15 protein-coding genes are annotated in these 14,469 nt (G+C 58.8%); 7 read left to right on the top strand and 8 right to left on the bottom strand.

Annotation, left to right across the window (positions count from 1 at the left end):
- Positions 1-372: 372 nt before the first annotated feature.
- Complete coding sequence (gene leuC, locus AC3Y64_RS19415) at positions 373-1,791, top strand: 3-isopropylmalate dehydratase large subunit (RefSeq protein WP_489984927.1); 1,419 nt, start codon at positions 373-375, stop codon at positions 1,789-1,791.
- A complete protein-coding gene (leuD, locus tag AC3Y64_RS19410; RefSeq protein ID WP_489984926.1) occupies positions 1,788-2,402 on the top strand; it encodes a 3-isopropylmalate dehydratase small subunit in 615 nt (204 codons plus the stop codon). Before leuC ends, leuD begins: the two co-directional genes overlap by 4 nt.
- Before the next feature lie 127 nt (positions 2,403-2,529).
- On the opposite strand, the gene AC3Y64_RS19405 is transcribed toward leuD, so the two are convergent.
- The 4 genes from AC3Y64_RS19405 to AC3Y64_RS19390 form a co-directional block, all read right to left on the bottom strand.
- Positions 2,530-3,480 (bottom strand): LysR substrate-binding domain-containing protein, encoded by a 951-nt coding sequence (locus tag AC3Y64_RS19405; protein ID WP_489984925.1) that lies wholly within the window; start codon positions 3,478-3,480, stop codon positions 2,530-2,532.
- A 24-nt stretch (positions 3,481-3,504) separates the two neighbouring features.
- A complete protein-coding gene (locus AC3Y64_RS19400; protein WP_489984924.1) occupies positions 3,505-4,380 on the bottom strand; it encodes an alpha/beta fold hydrolase in 876 nt (291 codons plus the stop codon).
- 241 nt (positions 4,381-4,621) lie between these two features.
- Positions 4,622-5,080 carry a VOC family protein gene (locus AC3Y64_RS19395; protein WP_489984923.1) on the bottom strand — a complete coding sequence of 153 codons (459 nt, stop codon included), beginning with the start codon at positions 5,078-5,080 and terminating at the stop codon, positions 4,622-4,624.
- 167 nt (positions 5,081-5,247) lie between these two features.
- Positions 5,248-6,351, bottom strand: a complete 1,104-nt coding sequence (locus tag AC3Y64_RS19390; protein WP_489984922.1) for a sigma-54 interaction domain-containing protein — start codon at positions 6,349-6,351, stop codon at positions 5,248-5,250.
- A 305-nt stretch (positions 6,352-6,656) separates the two neighbouring features.
- Here AC3Y64_RS19390 and AC3Y64_RS19385 point away from each other — a divergent pair, with 305 nt between their 5' ends.
- From AC3Y64_RS19385 to AC3Y64_RS19370, 4 genes are all read left to right on the top strand, one after another.
- Entirely contained in the window at positions 6,657-6,926 is a 270-nt protein-coding gene (locus tag AC3Y64_RS19385; RefSeq protein WP_489984921.1) for a hypothetical protein, read from the top strand.
- A gap of 102 nt (positions 6,927-7,028) precedes the next feature.
- Entirely contained in the window at positions 7,029-7,643 is a 615-nt protein-coding gene (locus tag AC3Y64_RS19380) for a LysE family translocator (RefSeq protein WP_489988000.1), read from the top strand.
- Between the two features lie 205 nt (positions 7,644-7,848).
- Positions 7,849-9,015 carry an aminotransferase class V-fold PLP-dependent enzyme gene (locus AC3Y64_RS19375; RefSeq protein WP_489984920.1) on the top strand — a complete coding sequence of 389 codons (1,167 nt, stop codon included), beginning with the start codon at positions 7,849-7,851 and terminating at the stop codon, positions 9,013-9,015.
- A 56-nt stretch (positions 9,016-9,071) separates the two neighbouring features.
- On the top strand, positions 9,072-10,880 hold the full coding sequence (locus tag AC3Y64_RS19370) for an aminopeptidase P family protein (protein WP_489984919.1): 1,809 nt from the start codon (positions 9,072-9,074) through the stop codon (positions 10,878-10,880).
- A 48-nt stretch (positions 10,881-10,928) separates the two neighbouring features.
- Here the strand turns inward: AC3Y64_RS19370 and AC3Y64_RS19365 are convergent, their stop codons facing one another.
- Together AC3Y64_RS19365 and AC3Y64_RS19360 are read right to left on the bottom strand one after the other, a co-directional pair.
- Positions 10,929-11,525: a 2-hydroxychromene-2-carboxylate isomerase gene (locus AC3Y64_RS19365; RefSeq protein WP_489987999.1), complete on the bottom strand. Its 597-nt coding sequence runs from the start codon at positions 11,523-11,525 to the stop codon at positions 10,929-10,931.
- 41 nt (positions 11,526-11,566) lie between these two features.
- Complete coding sequence (locus tag AC3Y64_RS19360; protein WP_489984918.1) at positions 11,567-12,295, bottom strand: SDR family oxidoreductase; 729 nt, start codon at positions 12,293-12,295, stop codon at positions 11,567-11,569.
- Between the two features lie 91 nt (positions 12,296-12,386).
- On the opposite strand from AC3Y64_RS19360, the gene AC3Y64_RS19355 reads away from it, so the two are divergent.
- The gene (locus tag AC3Y64_RS19355; RefSeq protein WP_489984917.1) at positions 12,387-12,950 is read left to right on the top strand and encodes a TetR/AcrR family transcriptional regulator; all 564 of its coding nucleotides are present in this window, start codon (positions 12,387-12,389) and stop codon (positions 12,948-12,950) included.
- Between the two features lies 1 nt (position 12,951).
- On the opposite strand, the gene AC3Y64_RS19350 is transcribed toward AC3Y64_RS19355, so the two are convergent.
- The gene (locus AC3Y64_RS19350; RefSeq protein ID WP_489984916.1) at positions 12,952-13,233 is read right to left on the bottom strand and encodes a hypothetical protein; all 282 of its coding nucleotides are present in this window, start codon (positions 13,231-13,233) and stop codon (positions 12,952-12,954) included.
- A 167-nt stretch (positions 13,234-13,400) separates the two neighbouring features.
- Complete coding sequence (gene rhtA, locus AC3Y64_RS19345) at positions 13,401-14,288, bottom strand: threonine/homoserine exporter RhtA (RefSeq protein WP_489984915.1); 888 nt, start codon at positions 14,286-14,288, stop codon at positions 13,401-13,403.
- Positions 14,289-14,469: the final 181 nt, after the last annotated feature.

Genomic DNA, 14,469 nt, shown 5'->3' with positions numbered 1-14,469 from the left:
TGGCTACGGGCTTCGCAGCACGGAATCCCCGAAAAGCCGTTCGTGGCTTTTGCCTACGCGAACGGCCTGCATCTCTATAAGACGAATGAGCGCTGAAAATCCCGAAAGAGGATATGAAAGCAAATGTTTCGCAATTCCCCGTTCACCACACATTTCCCCAGTGGGAGCGAGCCTGCTCGCGAAAGCGATGTGTCATCCAACAAAGATGTCGCCTGATCTGGCGCCTTCGCGAGCAGGCTCGCTCCCACAAGGTTTTCGCTCATCGGCAGATCAAACACGATTCATGCATGACGCCATCACTTTCTGCCAATTGATGCTCCGCCCGCGCTCCCTATCATGGAAATCACAATGAATACCTGAGTGAGCACCTTGATGATCGCCAGAACCCTCTACGACAAACACATCGATTCGCACACGGTGTGCCGCCTCGACGATCAGGGCCATGTCCTGCTTTATATTGATCGTCAGGTGATCAACGAATACACCAGTCCCCAGGCCTTCAGCGGTTTGCGTGAGGCCGGGCGTAATGTCTGGCGACCGGAGACGGCGTTGGCGGTGGTTGACCACGTCAATCCAACCGCTCCGCTGCGGGTTGCCGCGATGCCCGATGCCGGGGGCGCGCGGCAGGTGTCGTATCTGGCGGAGAACTGCCGGGACTTCGGCATCGAGTTGCTGGATATCCTCGACAAACGCCAGGGCATCGAACATGTGATCGCGCCGGAGCAGGGTTTTATTCTGCCGGGAATGGTCATCGCTGCCGGCGACAGCCACACCACGACGTATGGCGCGCTCGGCGCTTTTGGTTTCGGCATCGGCACCTCGGAAATCGAGCACCTGCTGGCCTCACAGACCCTGGTCTACAAACGTCTGAAAAGCCTGCGCGTGACCGTGGACGGCGACTTGGCACCGGGCCTGACCTCCAAAGACGTGATCATGGCGCTGATCGGCCAGATTGGCGCTTCCGGGGCCACCGGTTATGCCATTGAATTCTGTGGCTCGACGATAGATGCCCTGAGCGTCGAGGCGCGCATGACCATCTGCAACATGGCGGTCGAGGCCGGTGCGCGTGGCGCGTTCATGGCGCCGGACGACAAGGTGTTCGCCTATCTCAAGGGCAAACCCCGCGCCCCCGAAGGTGAACGCTGGGAGCGTGGGCTGGAAAAATGGCGCGAATTGCGCAGTGATCCAGGCGCCGTGTTCGACCGCGAAGTGCATCTGGATGCCAGCCGGCTGGAGCCGATGGTCACTTGGGGCACCAGCCCTGATCAGGCGTCCTCGATTGGCGCCACAGTTCCCGATCCGCAGGCGATCAGCGACCCGATCCTGCGTCAGGACATGCGTCGTGCCCTCAGCTACATGGGCCTGGAAGCCGGCATGCCGCTCAGCGAGATCGTCATCAGCCATGCCTTTATCGGTTCCTGCACCAACGCGCGGATCGAGGACTTGCGCGATGCCGCCCGTGTCGTGCGTGGGCAGCAAGTTGCCGAGCATGTGCGCGCGATGATCGTGCCCGGCTCCAGCGAAGTCCGCGCTCAGGCCGAGGCTGAAGGGCTGGCGCAGATCTTTATCGATGCCGGGTTTGAATGGCGTCAGTCCGGCTGTTCAATGTGCCTGGCGATGAACGACGACGTGCTGGCCCCCGGTGATCGCTGCGCCTCCAGCACCAACCGCAATTTCGAAGGCCGTCAGGGCGCTGGCGCACGCACCCATCTGATGAGCCCGGCGATGGTCGCCGCTGCTGCGATCAGCGGCCGCCTCACCGATATCCGGGATTTTGGAGTACGCCCATGAGCCTGCAACCCTTCACCCAAATCAGCGGTCAGGCCGCGCCATTGTTGGCCGCCAACGTCGATACCGACGTGATCATGCCCAAGCAATTTCTCAAGGGCATCGACAGGAAAGGCCTGGATCGCGGTTTGTTTTTTGATCTGCGTTTTTTGCCGGACGGCGCACAGAATCCTCAGTTCGTGCTGAATCAGCCTGCGTGGCAGGGCGCGAGTTTTCTCGTGGTCGGGCCAAATTTCGGCTGCGGTTCCAGCCGCGAGCACGCGGTGTGGGGGTTGCAGCAGATGGGCATTCGCGCGTTGATCGGCAGTAGCTTCGCCGGGATTTTTTTCGATAACTGCCAGCGCAACGGGGTGTTGTTGATCACCCTGGAAGACGCGCAGGTGCAGCGGATCGGGCGGTTGGTCGCTGAGCCGGAAACAGCGCGAATCAATATCGATCTTGAGGCGCAGCAGATTGCTCTCGCGGATGGCAGCGTGATCGATTTTCAGATTGATGGTCTGCGTAAAACCGCATTGATGCTGGGACTGGATGCCATCGGCAGCACCTTGCAACGCCGCGAACAGATCAAGGATTTCGAACGCCAGCACCTGGCCAACAACCCCTGGCTCTCCTGATTGATCCGTAATCCCTGTGGGAGCTAGCCCTGCTAGCGATTGCGGAGTGTCAGCAGAATAATTTTCAACTGACAGAATGCAATCGCTAGCAGGGCTAGCTCCTACAGGGTGTTTGCGGTGTTTGGAGTTACAGCGACAAGCTTTTGAAATGCTCCTGCAAAAACTCCACACACGCGCGCAACTTCCCCGAATGCGCCAGCCGTGTCGGGTACACCGCCCAGACATTCGCGCTCTGGCTGTAATCCTCCAGCACTTGCACCAGTCGTCCTTGCTCGAGCAGCGGCTTCACATCCCACAATGAGCGCAGCAACACTCCGCGGCCATCCAGCGCCCATTGCAGAACGATCTCGCCGTTGTTCGACGACAACGGCCCGCTGACCCGCACGCTTTCCTGAGCGCCATCGCGATCCAGGCTCCAGATGCCGAAGGCGTTGTCGCGTTCCTTGATCACCAGACAATCATGCTGCTGCAAGTCATCCAGTGTCATCGGCGTGCCTCGCCGTTGCAGATAACCCGGCGCAGCACACAGCACTCGCCGATTGCTCACCAGGCGTCGGCCGATATGCTGACCGGGAATGTCATCGCCGACGCGTATCTCCAGATCGAAGCCTTCGTTGATGATGTCCACCACCCGGTCAAACAGGTCCAGGCGAATCTCCAGCTCGGGATAACGCTCGGCCAGCAACGACACCGCCGGCGCGACATGATTGCGCCCGAAACCGAAACTGCTGCAGATGTGCAAACGCCCACGCGGGCTGTCGTGGGCGTCGGAGAGTTCGTCGTGCAGTTGCTGGAAATCATCGAGAATGCGCAACGCCCAGCGCTGCACGCGTTCACCGTCCTCGGTCAGCGAGACCCGGCGACTGGTGCGGTGCAGCAGGCGAGTGCCGAGGGTGGTTTCGAGAATCTGGATGCGTTTGCTGACGTAAGCCGGGGACAGGCCCAATTCATCCGCCGCAGCCGCAAAGCCGTTCTTGCGGATCACGGTGAGCAGCACACGCAGGTCTTCGGGCAGAGGCACGGTGTCTTTCTTCTGGGACATGTCAAAACGCGCACTGGCGGCAGAAGCCGCCAGCATAGCATCGGCATCTGCCGTCTCAGTTCAGCGCAGAAACGCCAGTGCTTCGGCGAGCAACAGTTCGGGGACTTCTTCGGCGAGGTAGTGGCCGGCGGGTAGGGCCTGGCCGCTGACGTCCGTAGCCACTTGCTGCCATTCCTTGAGCGGATCGAAACAGCGCCCAACCGTGCCTTCCGCGCCCCACAACACCCGCAGTGGCAGATTCAGATGGCGGTTAGCGGTGATGTCGGCGCGGTCGTGTTGCAGATCGATGCCGGCGCTGGCGCGGTAGTCTTCGCAGATGCCGCGGGCGCTACCCGGTTGTTGCAGGCAGCGCAGGTATTCAGCGAAGGCTGCACCGGTGAACGGCTTGAGTCCGGCACTGCGACTGCCCATCACGCTGCGCAGATAGGATTCGGGATCCGCCTCGATCAGGGTTTCCGGCAACGGCGCCGGGCGGATCAGGAAGAACCAGTGCCAGTAGGCGCGGGCGAACGCTTCGTTGGTTTGCGTGTACATCGACAACGTCGGGGCGATGTCGAGCAATATCATCCGCTGCACGGCGGCGGGGTGGTCGAGCGCCAGCCGATGCGCCACCCGCGCGCCACGGTCGTGGGCGAGGATCGAGAACTGCGCGAAGCCCAGCGACTGCATCAGTTCGACGCCATCGCGGGCCATTTCGCGTTTGGAATAATTAATGTGTTGCTCATCGGCGTCCGGGCGACTGCTGTCACCGTAGCCGCGCAAATCGGCGGCGACCACCGTGAAGTGCTCGGCCAGTTGTTCGGCAATCTTGTGCCAGATCACGTGGGTTTGCGGGTGGCCATGCAGCAACAGCAGGCCCGGGCCGCTGCCGCCGAGGCGGTAGGCGATGTCGACGCCGTTGACGTGACGCTGGTCTTTGAGGAATCCGGAAAACATCAGACTGATCCTTTTTCAGGGTTCTTGTTGGATGCATCCTTGAAATTGTCTGGCGTTCGGGGCAAGGCGCAAAGCGTGATGGGCGGGTTCATGAAGTGTGATTTGCCGTGTCAGGCAAGGCCTCTTTGCGGACAAGCCCGCTCCCACAGGTTTTTGTGGTGTGACATAAATCGTAACCACACCCAAGATCCCTGTGGGAGCGAGCTTGCTCGCGAAGAGGCCATCCCAGACATTGCAAAATTCAACCCTGCTGAAACATCTCCATCGCCCGCTGCTTGATCTGCTCCTCAGTCAAATCCTCCTTGCGCGAGGCCAGAAACCACAGATGCCCATAGGGATCCTTCAACGTGCCGCTGCGATCCCCGTAAAACTGATCCTTGACCTCAGACACGGTGGTCGCCCCGGCATCCAGCGCTCGTTGAAACGACTTGTCGACATCGGTCACATACAGATGCAAACCGACCGACACCGCTTGATCGGGGTTGCTCAAAGGCCCTTGATCGCACGGCGAGCCGAGCATGATTGCGCTGTCGCCGATGCGCAGTTCGGCATGGCCGATACCGCCGTCGGGCATGGCCAGACGCATGACTTCGGTCGCGCCGAAGGCTTTCTTGTAAAAGTCGATAGCCTCGGCGGCCTGGTGAATGCCGAGGTACGGGGTAATGCTGTGATACCCCTCGGGAATGGGTTTGACGCTCATGACGTTCTCCCTGATTTTTGTTCTACGAGATAGGGCTTCTCCGTATAACCGGAAGCATCACTATAGAACTGTCCACGCAGGCAGGATCTTCAGCCGACGAGCAGTCACTCGGGTTAACGGTCAAGCGGTGCCGCGCCGTTACGACGATGCCTCGCAGTGTAATCCGGTTAGATCGAGAGGTGGATAAGCCGCTCACCGTGCAGGTTCTCGTTCAGTCGCCGCTTGTTCACCGCCAGTTCGCCGATCTTGATCAGCCGCGTGCGGGTGACGTTGCGGCTCAGTCCGAGCAACGCAGCGGTGTGCACCTGGTTGTAATGACAGAAGCGGTAAGCCGCGCGCAACAAGGCGTCCTCGACTTTTTCATGCAGAGCGCCGGCCTGTTGCGCGAAGAGTTTCTGGAAGGCTTGCTCCAGCAGCGCTTCCGGTGAGTCGTCAGTGCTGGCCTGATGATCGTCGGCGCGCTCGATGCGCAAATTCGACAGGCGCAGATCATCGCGCTCGATCACGCCATGGCGGCAGATCAACAGGGTGTGATGAATGACGTTTTCCAGTTCGCGAATATTGCCTGGCCAACTGTAACTGCGCAGTTTGTGCTCGGCGCCAGGGCTGATGCTGACGCGGCCATGACCCAAGCGCTGGCTGTATACCTCAATGAAGTGCCGGGTCAACGGCAGGATATCGCCGGGGCGATCACGCAGTGGGCTCAGTTCCAGATTGACCACGTTGAGGCGGTAGTACAGATCTTCGCGGAAATTGCCGGCATTGATCGCCTTCTCCAGTTGCACGTTGGTCGCCGCCAGCACACGCACATCGATAGGGATGCTTTTGCGCGAACCGAGGCGCACCACTTCGCGTTCCTGCAAAACCCTCAGCAGCTTCACCTGAATCGCGATCGGCAGATCGCCGATCTCATCGAGAAACAGCGTGCCGCCATCGGCTTCCTCGAACCATCCGGCCTTGGCACTCAGGGCGCCGGTGAACGCGCCTTTTTCATGACCGAATAATTCCGCTTCCACCAGCGACTCGGAGAAAGCGCCGCAATTCACCGCGATAAATGGCCGATGCCGACGATGGCTCAAGTTGTGAATATGCCGCGCTACCAGCTCCTTGCCAGTGCCGGTTTCACCGATGATCAGCACACTGGCTTCGCTGGGTGCGACCTGTTGCAAGTGCGCGAGCAGTGCCTGGGATTTCGGGTCCTCGAACACTTGCGCGGTGGCGCGTATCGACGTCGCCAACGCGGGTGAGGGCGGCAGGGTCAGCAGTTGCATGGGCTCGTCCTTATAAGGAGGGATCTGGAATAAAACGTCGGCACCGGCAGCGTCTGATTCGGCCCCCCAATCGGCTGAATTACGGAGTTTGCAATCCGAGCAACAGTGCCAAGCACTTGAATAAATGTATAAAGGCTGATTGTTATTCCGTAAAAGAACGTTAATCGATATTTATAGATCGTTCGGAGATATAAACATTTGCGGCCGATTTCCTGATAGCCACTATTGAGAGCGTTGATTTCTGCGCGAGCGAACGCGGGCGTAGCCTTTGTTCATCGACTACCACTGCTCGCCAGGACGCTCCCATGAATCGTTTACTGACTGTTTCGCTGATGCTCGCTGTTTCTGTCCTGGCCGGATGCGCCAGCCATGTTTCACCGGAACTGCGCCCGTACACCGCCGAAGAATCCCGCGAGCTGGCGATGGAGGCACTGAACCGCAGTGGTTTGTCCTTTGATGAATACCACGCGAAAAAAGCCCAATTGCTCGGTCAGCCGCAGAAGACTTTCGGTTTCGACAAACAGGGTGAAATGAGCGCTGAACGTGCCGTACAGCTGCACGGTCGTCCAAGCTGATTCCAAACTGTACTGCTTGAAGTTTTCCCCAACTGTCCGTGGGTTTGCCGGGCGGCGTGGGATAGGGTCAACACCTGAATGACCCTGACGGATTGCCGCACCATGACCCTCTCGCTCGATCTGCTGCTGGGCTTTGCCCTGTTTGCCCTTGTCACCTCGATTACGCCGGGGCCGAACAACACCATGTTGCTGGCATCAGGGGTGAATTTCGGCTTCAACCGCACCATTCCTCACATGCTGGGCATCACTTGCGGTTTCTTTGTACTGGTCGTGGCGGTGGGCTTCGGGCTGGGTGCGGTGTTTCAGACCTATCCGCTTCTCTACACGGTTTTGCGCTACGTCGGCGCGGCCTATCTCTTGTATCTGGCGTGGAAAATCGCTCACTCGGGTCCTGTCGGTGACAATGCCGATGGCGAGGCCAAACCGATCAGTTACCTCGGCGCGGCGGCGTTTCAGTGGGTCAATCCGAAAGCCTGGATCATGGCCATCGGTGCCATCAGCACCTACACGCCGATGCAGGGCTATTTCACCAATGTGGTGATCATCGCTGCCGTGTTCGCCATCATCAACTTGCCGAGCGTTGGCGTCTGGGCCGGTTGCGGAACGTTGTTGCGCAATGTGTTGAAGGAGCCGCGCTGGTTGCGCGTGTTCAACTGGGGCATGGCGGCGCTGCTGGTAATTTCGCTGTACCCGTTACTTCTCGAAAGCTTTAGCTGACGCATTGCTTCAACCACCGGCCTGATGCCTGTTAAGCTCGACTTCAGGAGCGTTCCTACGCACTTTTAAATGAAGTTGTTCTTCTTTAACGGCCTCCGATCAGGTATTGATGACGCTCTCGAACCGACGCGCAGCTCACAAGGCTGCGCCGTGCCGTTTGCAGACACGAGCCTCCTGATCCCGGAACACGCTCTGCGAGTCTTTTATGAACACACGTCCGCTGTATTTCGATTACGCCGCCACCACCCCGGTGGATGAGCGGGTCATCCAGGTGATGATCGAGTGTCTGGGGTTCCACGGTAATTTCGGCAACCCGGCGTCCAGTTCCCATGCTTATGGCCAGCAGGCTCGGCACACGGTAGAGCAGGCCCGTCGACAGGTCGCTGGACTGGTGGGTGCCCAGGCCGAACAAATTGTCTGGACCTCCGGTGCCACCGAGTCCAACAACCTGGCCCTCAAGGGTGTCGCCCAGGCGCGTGGCGTCCCCGGCGGCCACATCATCACCAGTCAGATCGAACACAAAGCCATTCTTGATACCGCCCGGCAATTGCAGGATGCCGGCATCGCCGTGACCTATCTGGTGCCGGACGCCGATGGCCTGATCACGCCGCAAGCGGTCAGTGAAGCCATGCGCGAGGACACGTTTCTGGTGTCGTTGATGCTGGTCAACAATGAGTTGGGCACGGTCAACGATATTCAGGCGATTGGCGACATCGTGCGCAATCGCGAGGCGCTGTTTCACGTCGACGCGGCACAGGGCGCCGGCAAAGTGGCAATCGATCTGGCGCAGTTGCCCGTCGATCTGATGTCATTCTCGGCACACAAACTCTACGGCCCCAAAGGCATCGGCGCGTTATATGTCGGCCCACGGGCACAGCAGAAGTTGCAGGCGCAGATTCATGGCGGCGGGCACGAAGGTGGCTTGCGTTCCGGGACATTGGCGACGCACCAGATTGCCGGGATGGGCGCAGCATTCGCCTTGGCGGCTGCCGCATTTGATGTGGAAAAGGGATCGATTGTCGCGTTGCGCGAGCGTCTGCTCGAACAACTGTTGAGCCTGCCGGGCGTGCGCTTGAATGGCAGCGCCAGTCAGCGCATTCCGCACACCTTGAGCCTGACGTTCAGCGAAGGCGAATTCAACAGCGCAGCGTTAAGCCATTCGATCGCGTTTTCCGCGACCTCAGCCTGTAATTCCGCGAGTAACGCTCCGTCTCACGTGCTTTTGGCCTTGGGCCACGACGCTCGTTTGGCGGGGCGCACCATTCGCCTGAGTCTCGGCCGTTTCACCACCGCCGAGGACATCGACAAGGCTGGCGAACTGATCAAAACCGCCTGCGCCAGTGCTCCGGCATTCTGGGCGACAGGGCTTTAAACGAGCCGGATCAACGGCTACGAACAATAACGAATAAGTGATTAGCAGGAGACATGATGAGTACCCAGACCTTGACCGAAGGATCGGTGCCCCAGCGCCTGGCGCACACCCGCGAACTGATGCGCCGCGAAGGCATTCACGCACTGTTGGTGCCGTCTGCCGACCCGCATTTATCGGAATACTTGCCGGGTTTTTGGCAGGGCCGGCAGTGGTTGTCGGGCTTCCACGGTTCGGTTGGCACTTTGATTGTCACCGATGATTTCGCCGGTGTCTGGGCAGACAGTCGTTACTGGGAACAGGCGACCAAGGAACTCAACGGCAGTGGCATCGAACTGGTCAAGTTGCAGCCGGGTCAACCGAGCCCGCTGGACTGGCTTGCCGAGCAGACGCCGGAAGGTGGCGTGGTGGCGGTCGATGGTGCGGTGATGGCTGTGGCCTCGGCGCGCACCCTGAGCAGCAAACTTGAAGTCCGTGGCGCTCGTCTGCGTACGGATATCGATTTGTTGCAGGAAGTCTGGAGCGATCGCCCGACGCTGCCGAATGCAGCGATCTATCAACATCTGCCGCCACAGGCGACCGTCAGCCGAGGCGAGAAACTCGCCAAACTGCGGGAAACCTTGCAGGCACGTGGCGCTGACTGGCACTTCATCGCTACCCTCGACGACATCGCCTGGTTGTTCAACCTGCGCGGCGGTGACGTGTCGTTCAACCCGGTGTTTGTGTCCTTTGCCTTGATCAATCAACAGCAAGCCACGTTGTTCGTGGCGCTGAGCAAGGTCGATGCGGATTTGCGTGCGGTGCTGGAGTCTGATGGCGTCACCCTGCGTGACTACAGTGAAGTCGCTGAAGCCTTGCGCGCCGTGCCGAGTGGTTCGAGTGTGCTGGTGGATCCGGCGCGGGTCACCAGCGGTCTGCTGGAAAATCTCGACAGCGGCGTAACACTGGTCGAAGGTCTCAACCCGACAACGCTGGCCAAGTCGCAGAAAAGTGAAGCCGATGCTCAGCACATCCGCCAAGCGATGGAGCAGGACGGCGCGGCGCTGTGCGAATTCTTCGCCTGGCTGGAATCGGCCTGGGGTCGTGAGCGGATTACCGAGTTGACCATCGACGAAAAACTCACCGCTGCCCGTGAACGTCGTCCGGATTATGTTTCGCTCAGTTTCAACACGATTGCCGCGTTCAACGCCAATGGCGCAATGCCGCACTATCACGCTACCGAAGAAGAGCACGCGGTAATCGAGGGCGATGGTCTGCTGCTGATCGACTCGGGTGGTCAGTACCTCGGCGGTACCACGGACATCACGCGGATGGTACCGGTCGGCACGCCGACTGAAGAGCAGAAGCGCGATTGCACGCGTGTGCTTAAAGGCGTGATCGCGCTGTCGCGGGCACAGTTCCCGAAAGGCATTCTGTCGCCGCTGCTCGACGCCATTGCCCGCGCACCGATCTGGGCGGAAAGCGTGGATTATGGTCACGGCACTGGTCATGGCGTCGGCTATTTCCTCAATGTTCACGAGGGGCCGCAGGTGATCGCTTATCAGGCAGCGCCGGCGCCGCAGACCGCGATGCTGCCGGGGATGATCACGTCGATCGAACCGGGCACTTATCGTCCGGGCCGTTGGGGCGTGCGCATCGAAAACCTGGCGATGAACCGCGAGGCGGGCAGCAGCGAGTTTGGCGAGTTCCTCAAGTTTGAAACCTTGACCCTGTGCCCGATCGACACCCGTTGCCTGGTGCCTTCGTTGCTGACTGAGGAAGAAAAACAGTGGTTCAACGCTTATCACGCCGAAGTGCGTGAGCGTTTGAGCCCGTTGCTGCAAGGTGCTGCGCTGGACTGGTTGAAAACGCGCACAGCCGCTATTTAAAGGTTGACGCTCGGGCGCTGTTGCCAGCGCCCGAGTTGCGGCTTTGAATCAGATCTGGCGCAACGCCTCATCGACGAAGTCGAGTCGATCCTGACCGAAGAACAATTGGCTGCCGACGAACATACTCGGGGCACCAAACACGCCGCGTTTAACCGCCGTCTCGGTATTGTCCTTGAGCACAGCTTTGACTGACTCGTCGTGGGTCAGCGCCAGAACTTCGTGTGGATCGAACCCATGCCCACTCAACACCAACGCGACGGTCTCTGGCTCGTCCAGCGCCCTGCCTTCAACCCAAAGTGCGGTGAACAGACAATCGATAAACGCCCGAAAACGTTCCGGCTGCTGAAGTTGGATGCCGGTGACGGCCCGCATCAACATCAGCGTATTGATCGGAAAGTGCGGATTGAATGTGAGTGGCACGCCATAGCGTTTGGCATAGCGATCCAGATCCTGAAACATGTAGCGACCTTTGGCCGGAATCATCGCCGGGGATGCGTTGCCGGTGGCCTTGAACACCCCGCCGAGTAGCATCGGCATGTAGATCAGATCACTACCGGTTTCGGCGCAGATCTTTGGCAGTTGGGTGTAGGCCAGGTAAGTGGCAGGGCTCCCCAGATCGAAATAGAACTCCACGCTTTTTTTCATCATGCCGTACTCTCGTTATTGTTTTTCTCGGGGGGGAAGGTTTACCAGCGTTCGTTCCATGGGCGCAGATCCAACTCGAACGTCCAGGCATCCCGTGGCTGGCTGTGCAGATACCAGTAGTTTTCGGCGATGTGCTCGGGGTTGAGAATACCGTCCTGATCTTTGGTAGCGTATTTCTCGGGGAAGCTGTTGCGGATGAAGTCGGTATCGATAGCGCCGTCGACCACCACATGGGCGACGTGAATATTCAACGGGCCGAGCTCACGCGCCATGCTTTGCGCCAGCGCGCGAATACCGTGTTTGGCCCCAGCGAATGCAGCGAAACCTGAAGCCCCGCGTAGCCCGGCGGTAGCACCAGTGAAAAGAATAGTGCCGCGTTGGCGGGTGACCATGCGTTTGGCCACTTCACGGGCATTGAGGAAACCCGAGAAACAGGCCATTTCCCAGATCTTGAAATACTTGCGAGCGGTTTCTTCGAGGATGCTGCAAGGCACGTTGGCGCCGATGTTGAAAACAAATGCTTCGATCGGACCGAGACGAGTTTCGATGTCTTCGATCAGTGCAATGACGTCCTCTTCCTTTCGCGCATCGCAGGCGAATCCATAGGCTTCGCCACCTTCGTCTTCAATCGACTCCACTAACGGTTGCAGTTTCTCGGCAGTGCGCCGGGTAACGCAGGCGACATATCCTTCCTTGGCAAAGCGTTTGGCAATTGCTCCGCCCGTGGCATCTCCTGCACCGACAACCAATACGACCTTCTTGTTATTCATGGGTAAATCCCTTTGGTAAACGATCGTTAAGTGAACGAACGTTATGCTAGGATTCGAACAACGTCAAGGCGCTCAGATCAAGGTCAATTCCATGCGTTATTCCGCCAGTCACAAGCTTGAAACACGCGAAAAATTGCTGCAGAGCAGCGCTTTGTCCGCCAAGAAAGCCGGGTTTTCGACGGTGGGCGTGGACGGTTTGATGAAAGCGATCGGCCTGAGCGGCGCGGCGTTCTACAGCCATTTTTCGTCGAAGGATGAATTGTTCACTGCCATCGTCGAGCGCGAGTTGTGCCAAAGTCTTGAGCGATTGGGCGGGGAGGGCACACAGGACCGTGAACGGCTGGAGCGCTGTCTCAAACACTATTTGAGCATGGCCCACGTCGAGCAACCGGAGGCCGGCTGTGCACTGCCTGCCTTGGGCGCAGAAATCGCCCGATCTGGCGAGGAAGTGCGCGAGCAGGCGCAGTTATGGATCTGTCGGCTTCAGGAAAGTTGGGCTCGGATATTAGGGAGTGACAGCCTGGCGTGGTCGATTCTGTCGCAATGCGTTGGGGCATTGGTGGTAGCGCGCATGCTGTCCACGCCGGACATTCAGCGCACCGTGCTGAAGTCCAGCCATGAACAGATCGGTCGTCAGCTGGCTGAGCCGCGCTGACTTATTTGCAGATGACGATCATGCTGCGGCTGGTGTAGCCGGCCGGGTTGAGGCCGAACGGATAATCACCGGGCTCTTCCACGGAGTCACCGGACTTGGCGATAACCTTGTAGCCCTTCGGAGCACAAGAGTTGGCTGCGCTGGTGTAACACTTGTCCCAAGAGGACGAAAGCCCCGAGCAGTTGATGTGCAACCCCTTCTTTCCGCGTTTTACCTGAGTTTCCGAGGTCGCCGCACAACCCGCAATTGCCAATATGGCGATCAGTATCAAAAATCGTTTCATTACCGTCCTTATAGCAGCGCGAGTCTGTCGCTCGGGTCTGCATGTGTTCGATCGCGCGTGAAGCGTTCTGATATCCGTATGCGAAAAAATCCATGTCTGGCACTGAGTTAGACGACTAAACATGGCCTAAATAAGCGCCAATTGCCAGACCTTCGTCAAATCCTGTTTCAATCTGCCGCAATGGCAGGCTTGGCGGCACTGCCCATGGTCAGGGTTGCGCCAACAGAGGCCAGAATAATGCACATGATCGCCATCCATTGTGACAACGTGAGGTACTCCTGCAGGAACAGTAAGCCCGACAACGCACCGAATGCGGGTTCGATGCTCATCAGGGTGCCGAAGGTTCTTGCAGGCAGGCGGGTGAGGGCGACCATTTCCAGCGTGTAGGGCAGGGCGGTGGACAGGATGGCGACGCCAATGGCCACCGGAATCAGGGAAGGAGTTAATAGCGCGGCGCCTGCATGCACGACGCCGATCGGGGCAACAAACAGTGCCGCGATCATCACGCCCAACGCTGCAGTGGTAACACCGTTGTCAGCGCCGGCTTTCTGGCCGAACAGAATATAGAGCGCCCAGCAGACGCCAGCGCCCAGAGCGTATCCCGCTCCCAGCAGATCGATTCCGGCAGTTGTGGCTCCGGTTGGAATCAACAGCAGCAGGCCAGCGGCGGCCAGAGCGATCCAGAGAAAGTCGATGGCGCGACGCGACGAGTAAATGGCTACGGCCAGAGGGCCGGTGAACTCCAGGGCAACGGCGATTCCCAAGGGAACTGTGCGTAATGACATATAGAAGAGGAAGTTCATGCCTCCCAGTGCCATCCCGTAAACAATCACGGTGCGCAAGGATCTGGCGGTGAGCTTGGCGCGCCATGGGCGCAACAGTAGAAGCATGATCACGCTGGCGAAGATCAGGCGCAGGGTGGTTGTCCCCTGAGCACCTACTACCGGGAACATGCTTTTGGCCAGAGAGGCGCCGGACTGGATCGATGCCATGGCTATTAATAGCAGGCCAACCGGAAACAGCATGGAGGCGAGAGTGCGGGGTTGGTCAGTCATTACGTGGCGTCGTCCAGGATAAGAACAGGATCATTGTTTTAGGTGTTGAGCAATATACTGCGCATTCGTGCCTCTCGCGTCTATATATAGGCACGGTTTTTACGGAATCGATAGAAAAGCGAAATTAACGGTTGACGGCAGATCTCAGGTGTCTATAATTCGCCCCACTTCCGGCGCAGTC

This window comes from Pseudomonas sp. 4CAES_32.4 (assembly GCF_058136335.1).
This window is presented reverse-complemented; position numbering and strand designations above follow the sequence as displayed.

Bases quoted from the DNA above. Each gene is read 5' to 3' on its own strand.
- AC3Y64_RS19395 (WP_489984923.1), bottom strand. From the start codon at position 5,080: ATGAGCGTCAAACCCATTCCCGAGGGGTATCACAGCATTACCCCGTAC.
- AC3Y64_RS19370 (WP_489984919.1), top strand. From the start codon at position 9,072: ATGAGTACCCAGACCTTGACCGAAGGATCGGTGCCCCAGCGCCTGGCG.
- leuD (WP_489984926.1), top strand. From the start codon at position 1,788: ATGAGCCTGCAACCCTTCACCCAAATCAGCGGTCAGGCCGCGCCATTG.
- AC3Y64_RS19400 (WP_489984924.1), bottom strand. From the start codon at position 4,380: ATGTTTTCCGGATTCCTCAAAGACCAGCGTCACGTCAACGGCGTCGAC.
- AC3Y64_RS19360 (WP_489984918.1), bottom strand. From the start codon at position 12,295: ATGAATAACAAGAAGGTCGTATTGGTTGTCGGTGCAGGAGATGCCACG.
- AC3Y64_RS19355 (WP_489984917.1), top strand. From the start codon at position 12,387: ATGCGTTATTCCGCCAGTCACAAGCTTGAAACACGCGAAAAATTGCTG.
- leuC (WP_489984927.1), top strand. From the start codon at position 373: ATGATCGCCAGAACCCTCTACGACAAACACATCGATTCGCACACGGTG.
- AC3Y64_RS19365 (WP_489987999.1), bottom strand. From the start codon at position 11,525: ATGAAAAAAAGCGTGGAGTTCTATTTCGATCTGGGGAGCCCTGCCACT.
- AC3Y64_RS19390 (WP_489984922.1), bottom strand. From the start codon at position 6,351: ATGCAACTGCTGACCCTGCCGCCCTCACCCGCGTTGGCGACGTCGATA.
- AC3Y64_RS19405 (WP_489984925.1), bottom strand. From the start codon at position 3,480: ATGCTGGCGGCTTCTGCCGCCAGTGCGCGTTTTGACATGTCCCAGAAG.
- AC3Y64_RS19350 (WP_489984916.1), bottom strand. From the start codon at position 13,233: ATGAAACGATTTTTGATACTGATCGCCATATTGGCAATTGCGGGTTGT.
- AC3Y64_RS19385 (WP_489984921.1), top strand. From the start codon at position 6,657: ATGAATCGTTTACTGACTGTTTCGCTGATGCTCGCTGTTTCTGTCCTG.
- AC3Y64_RS19380 (WP_489988000.1), top strand. From the start codon at position 7,029: ATGACCCTCTCGCTCGATCTGCTGCTGGGCTTTGCCCTGTTTGCCCTT.
- rhtA (WP_489984915.1), bottom strand. From the start codon at position 14,288: ATGACTGACCAACCCCGCACTCTCGCCTCCATGCTGTTTCCGGTTGGC.
- AC3Y64_RS19375 (WP_489984920.1), top strand. From the start codon at position 7,849: ATGAACACACGTCCGCTGTATTTCGATTACGCCGCCACCACCCCGGTG.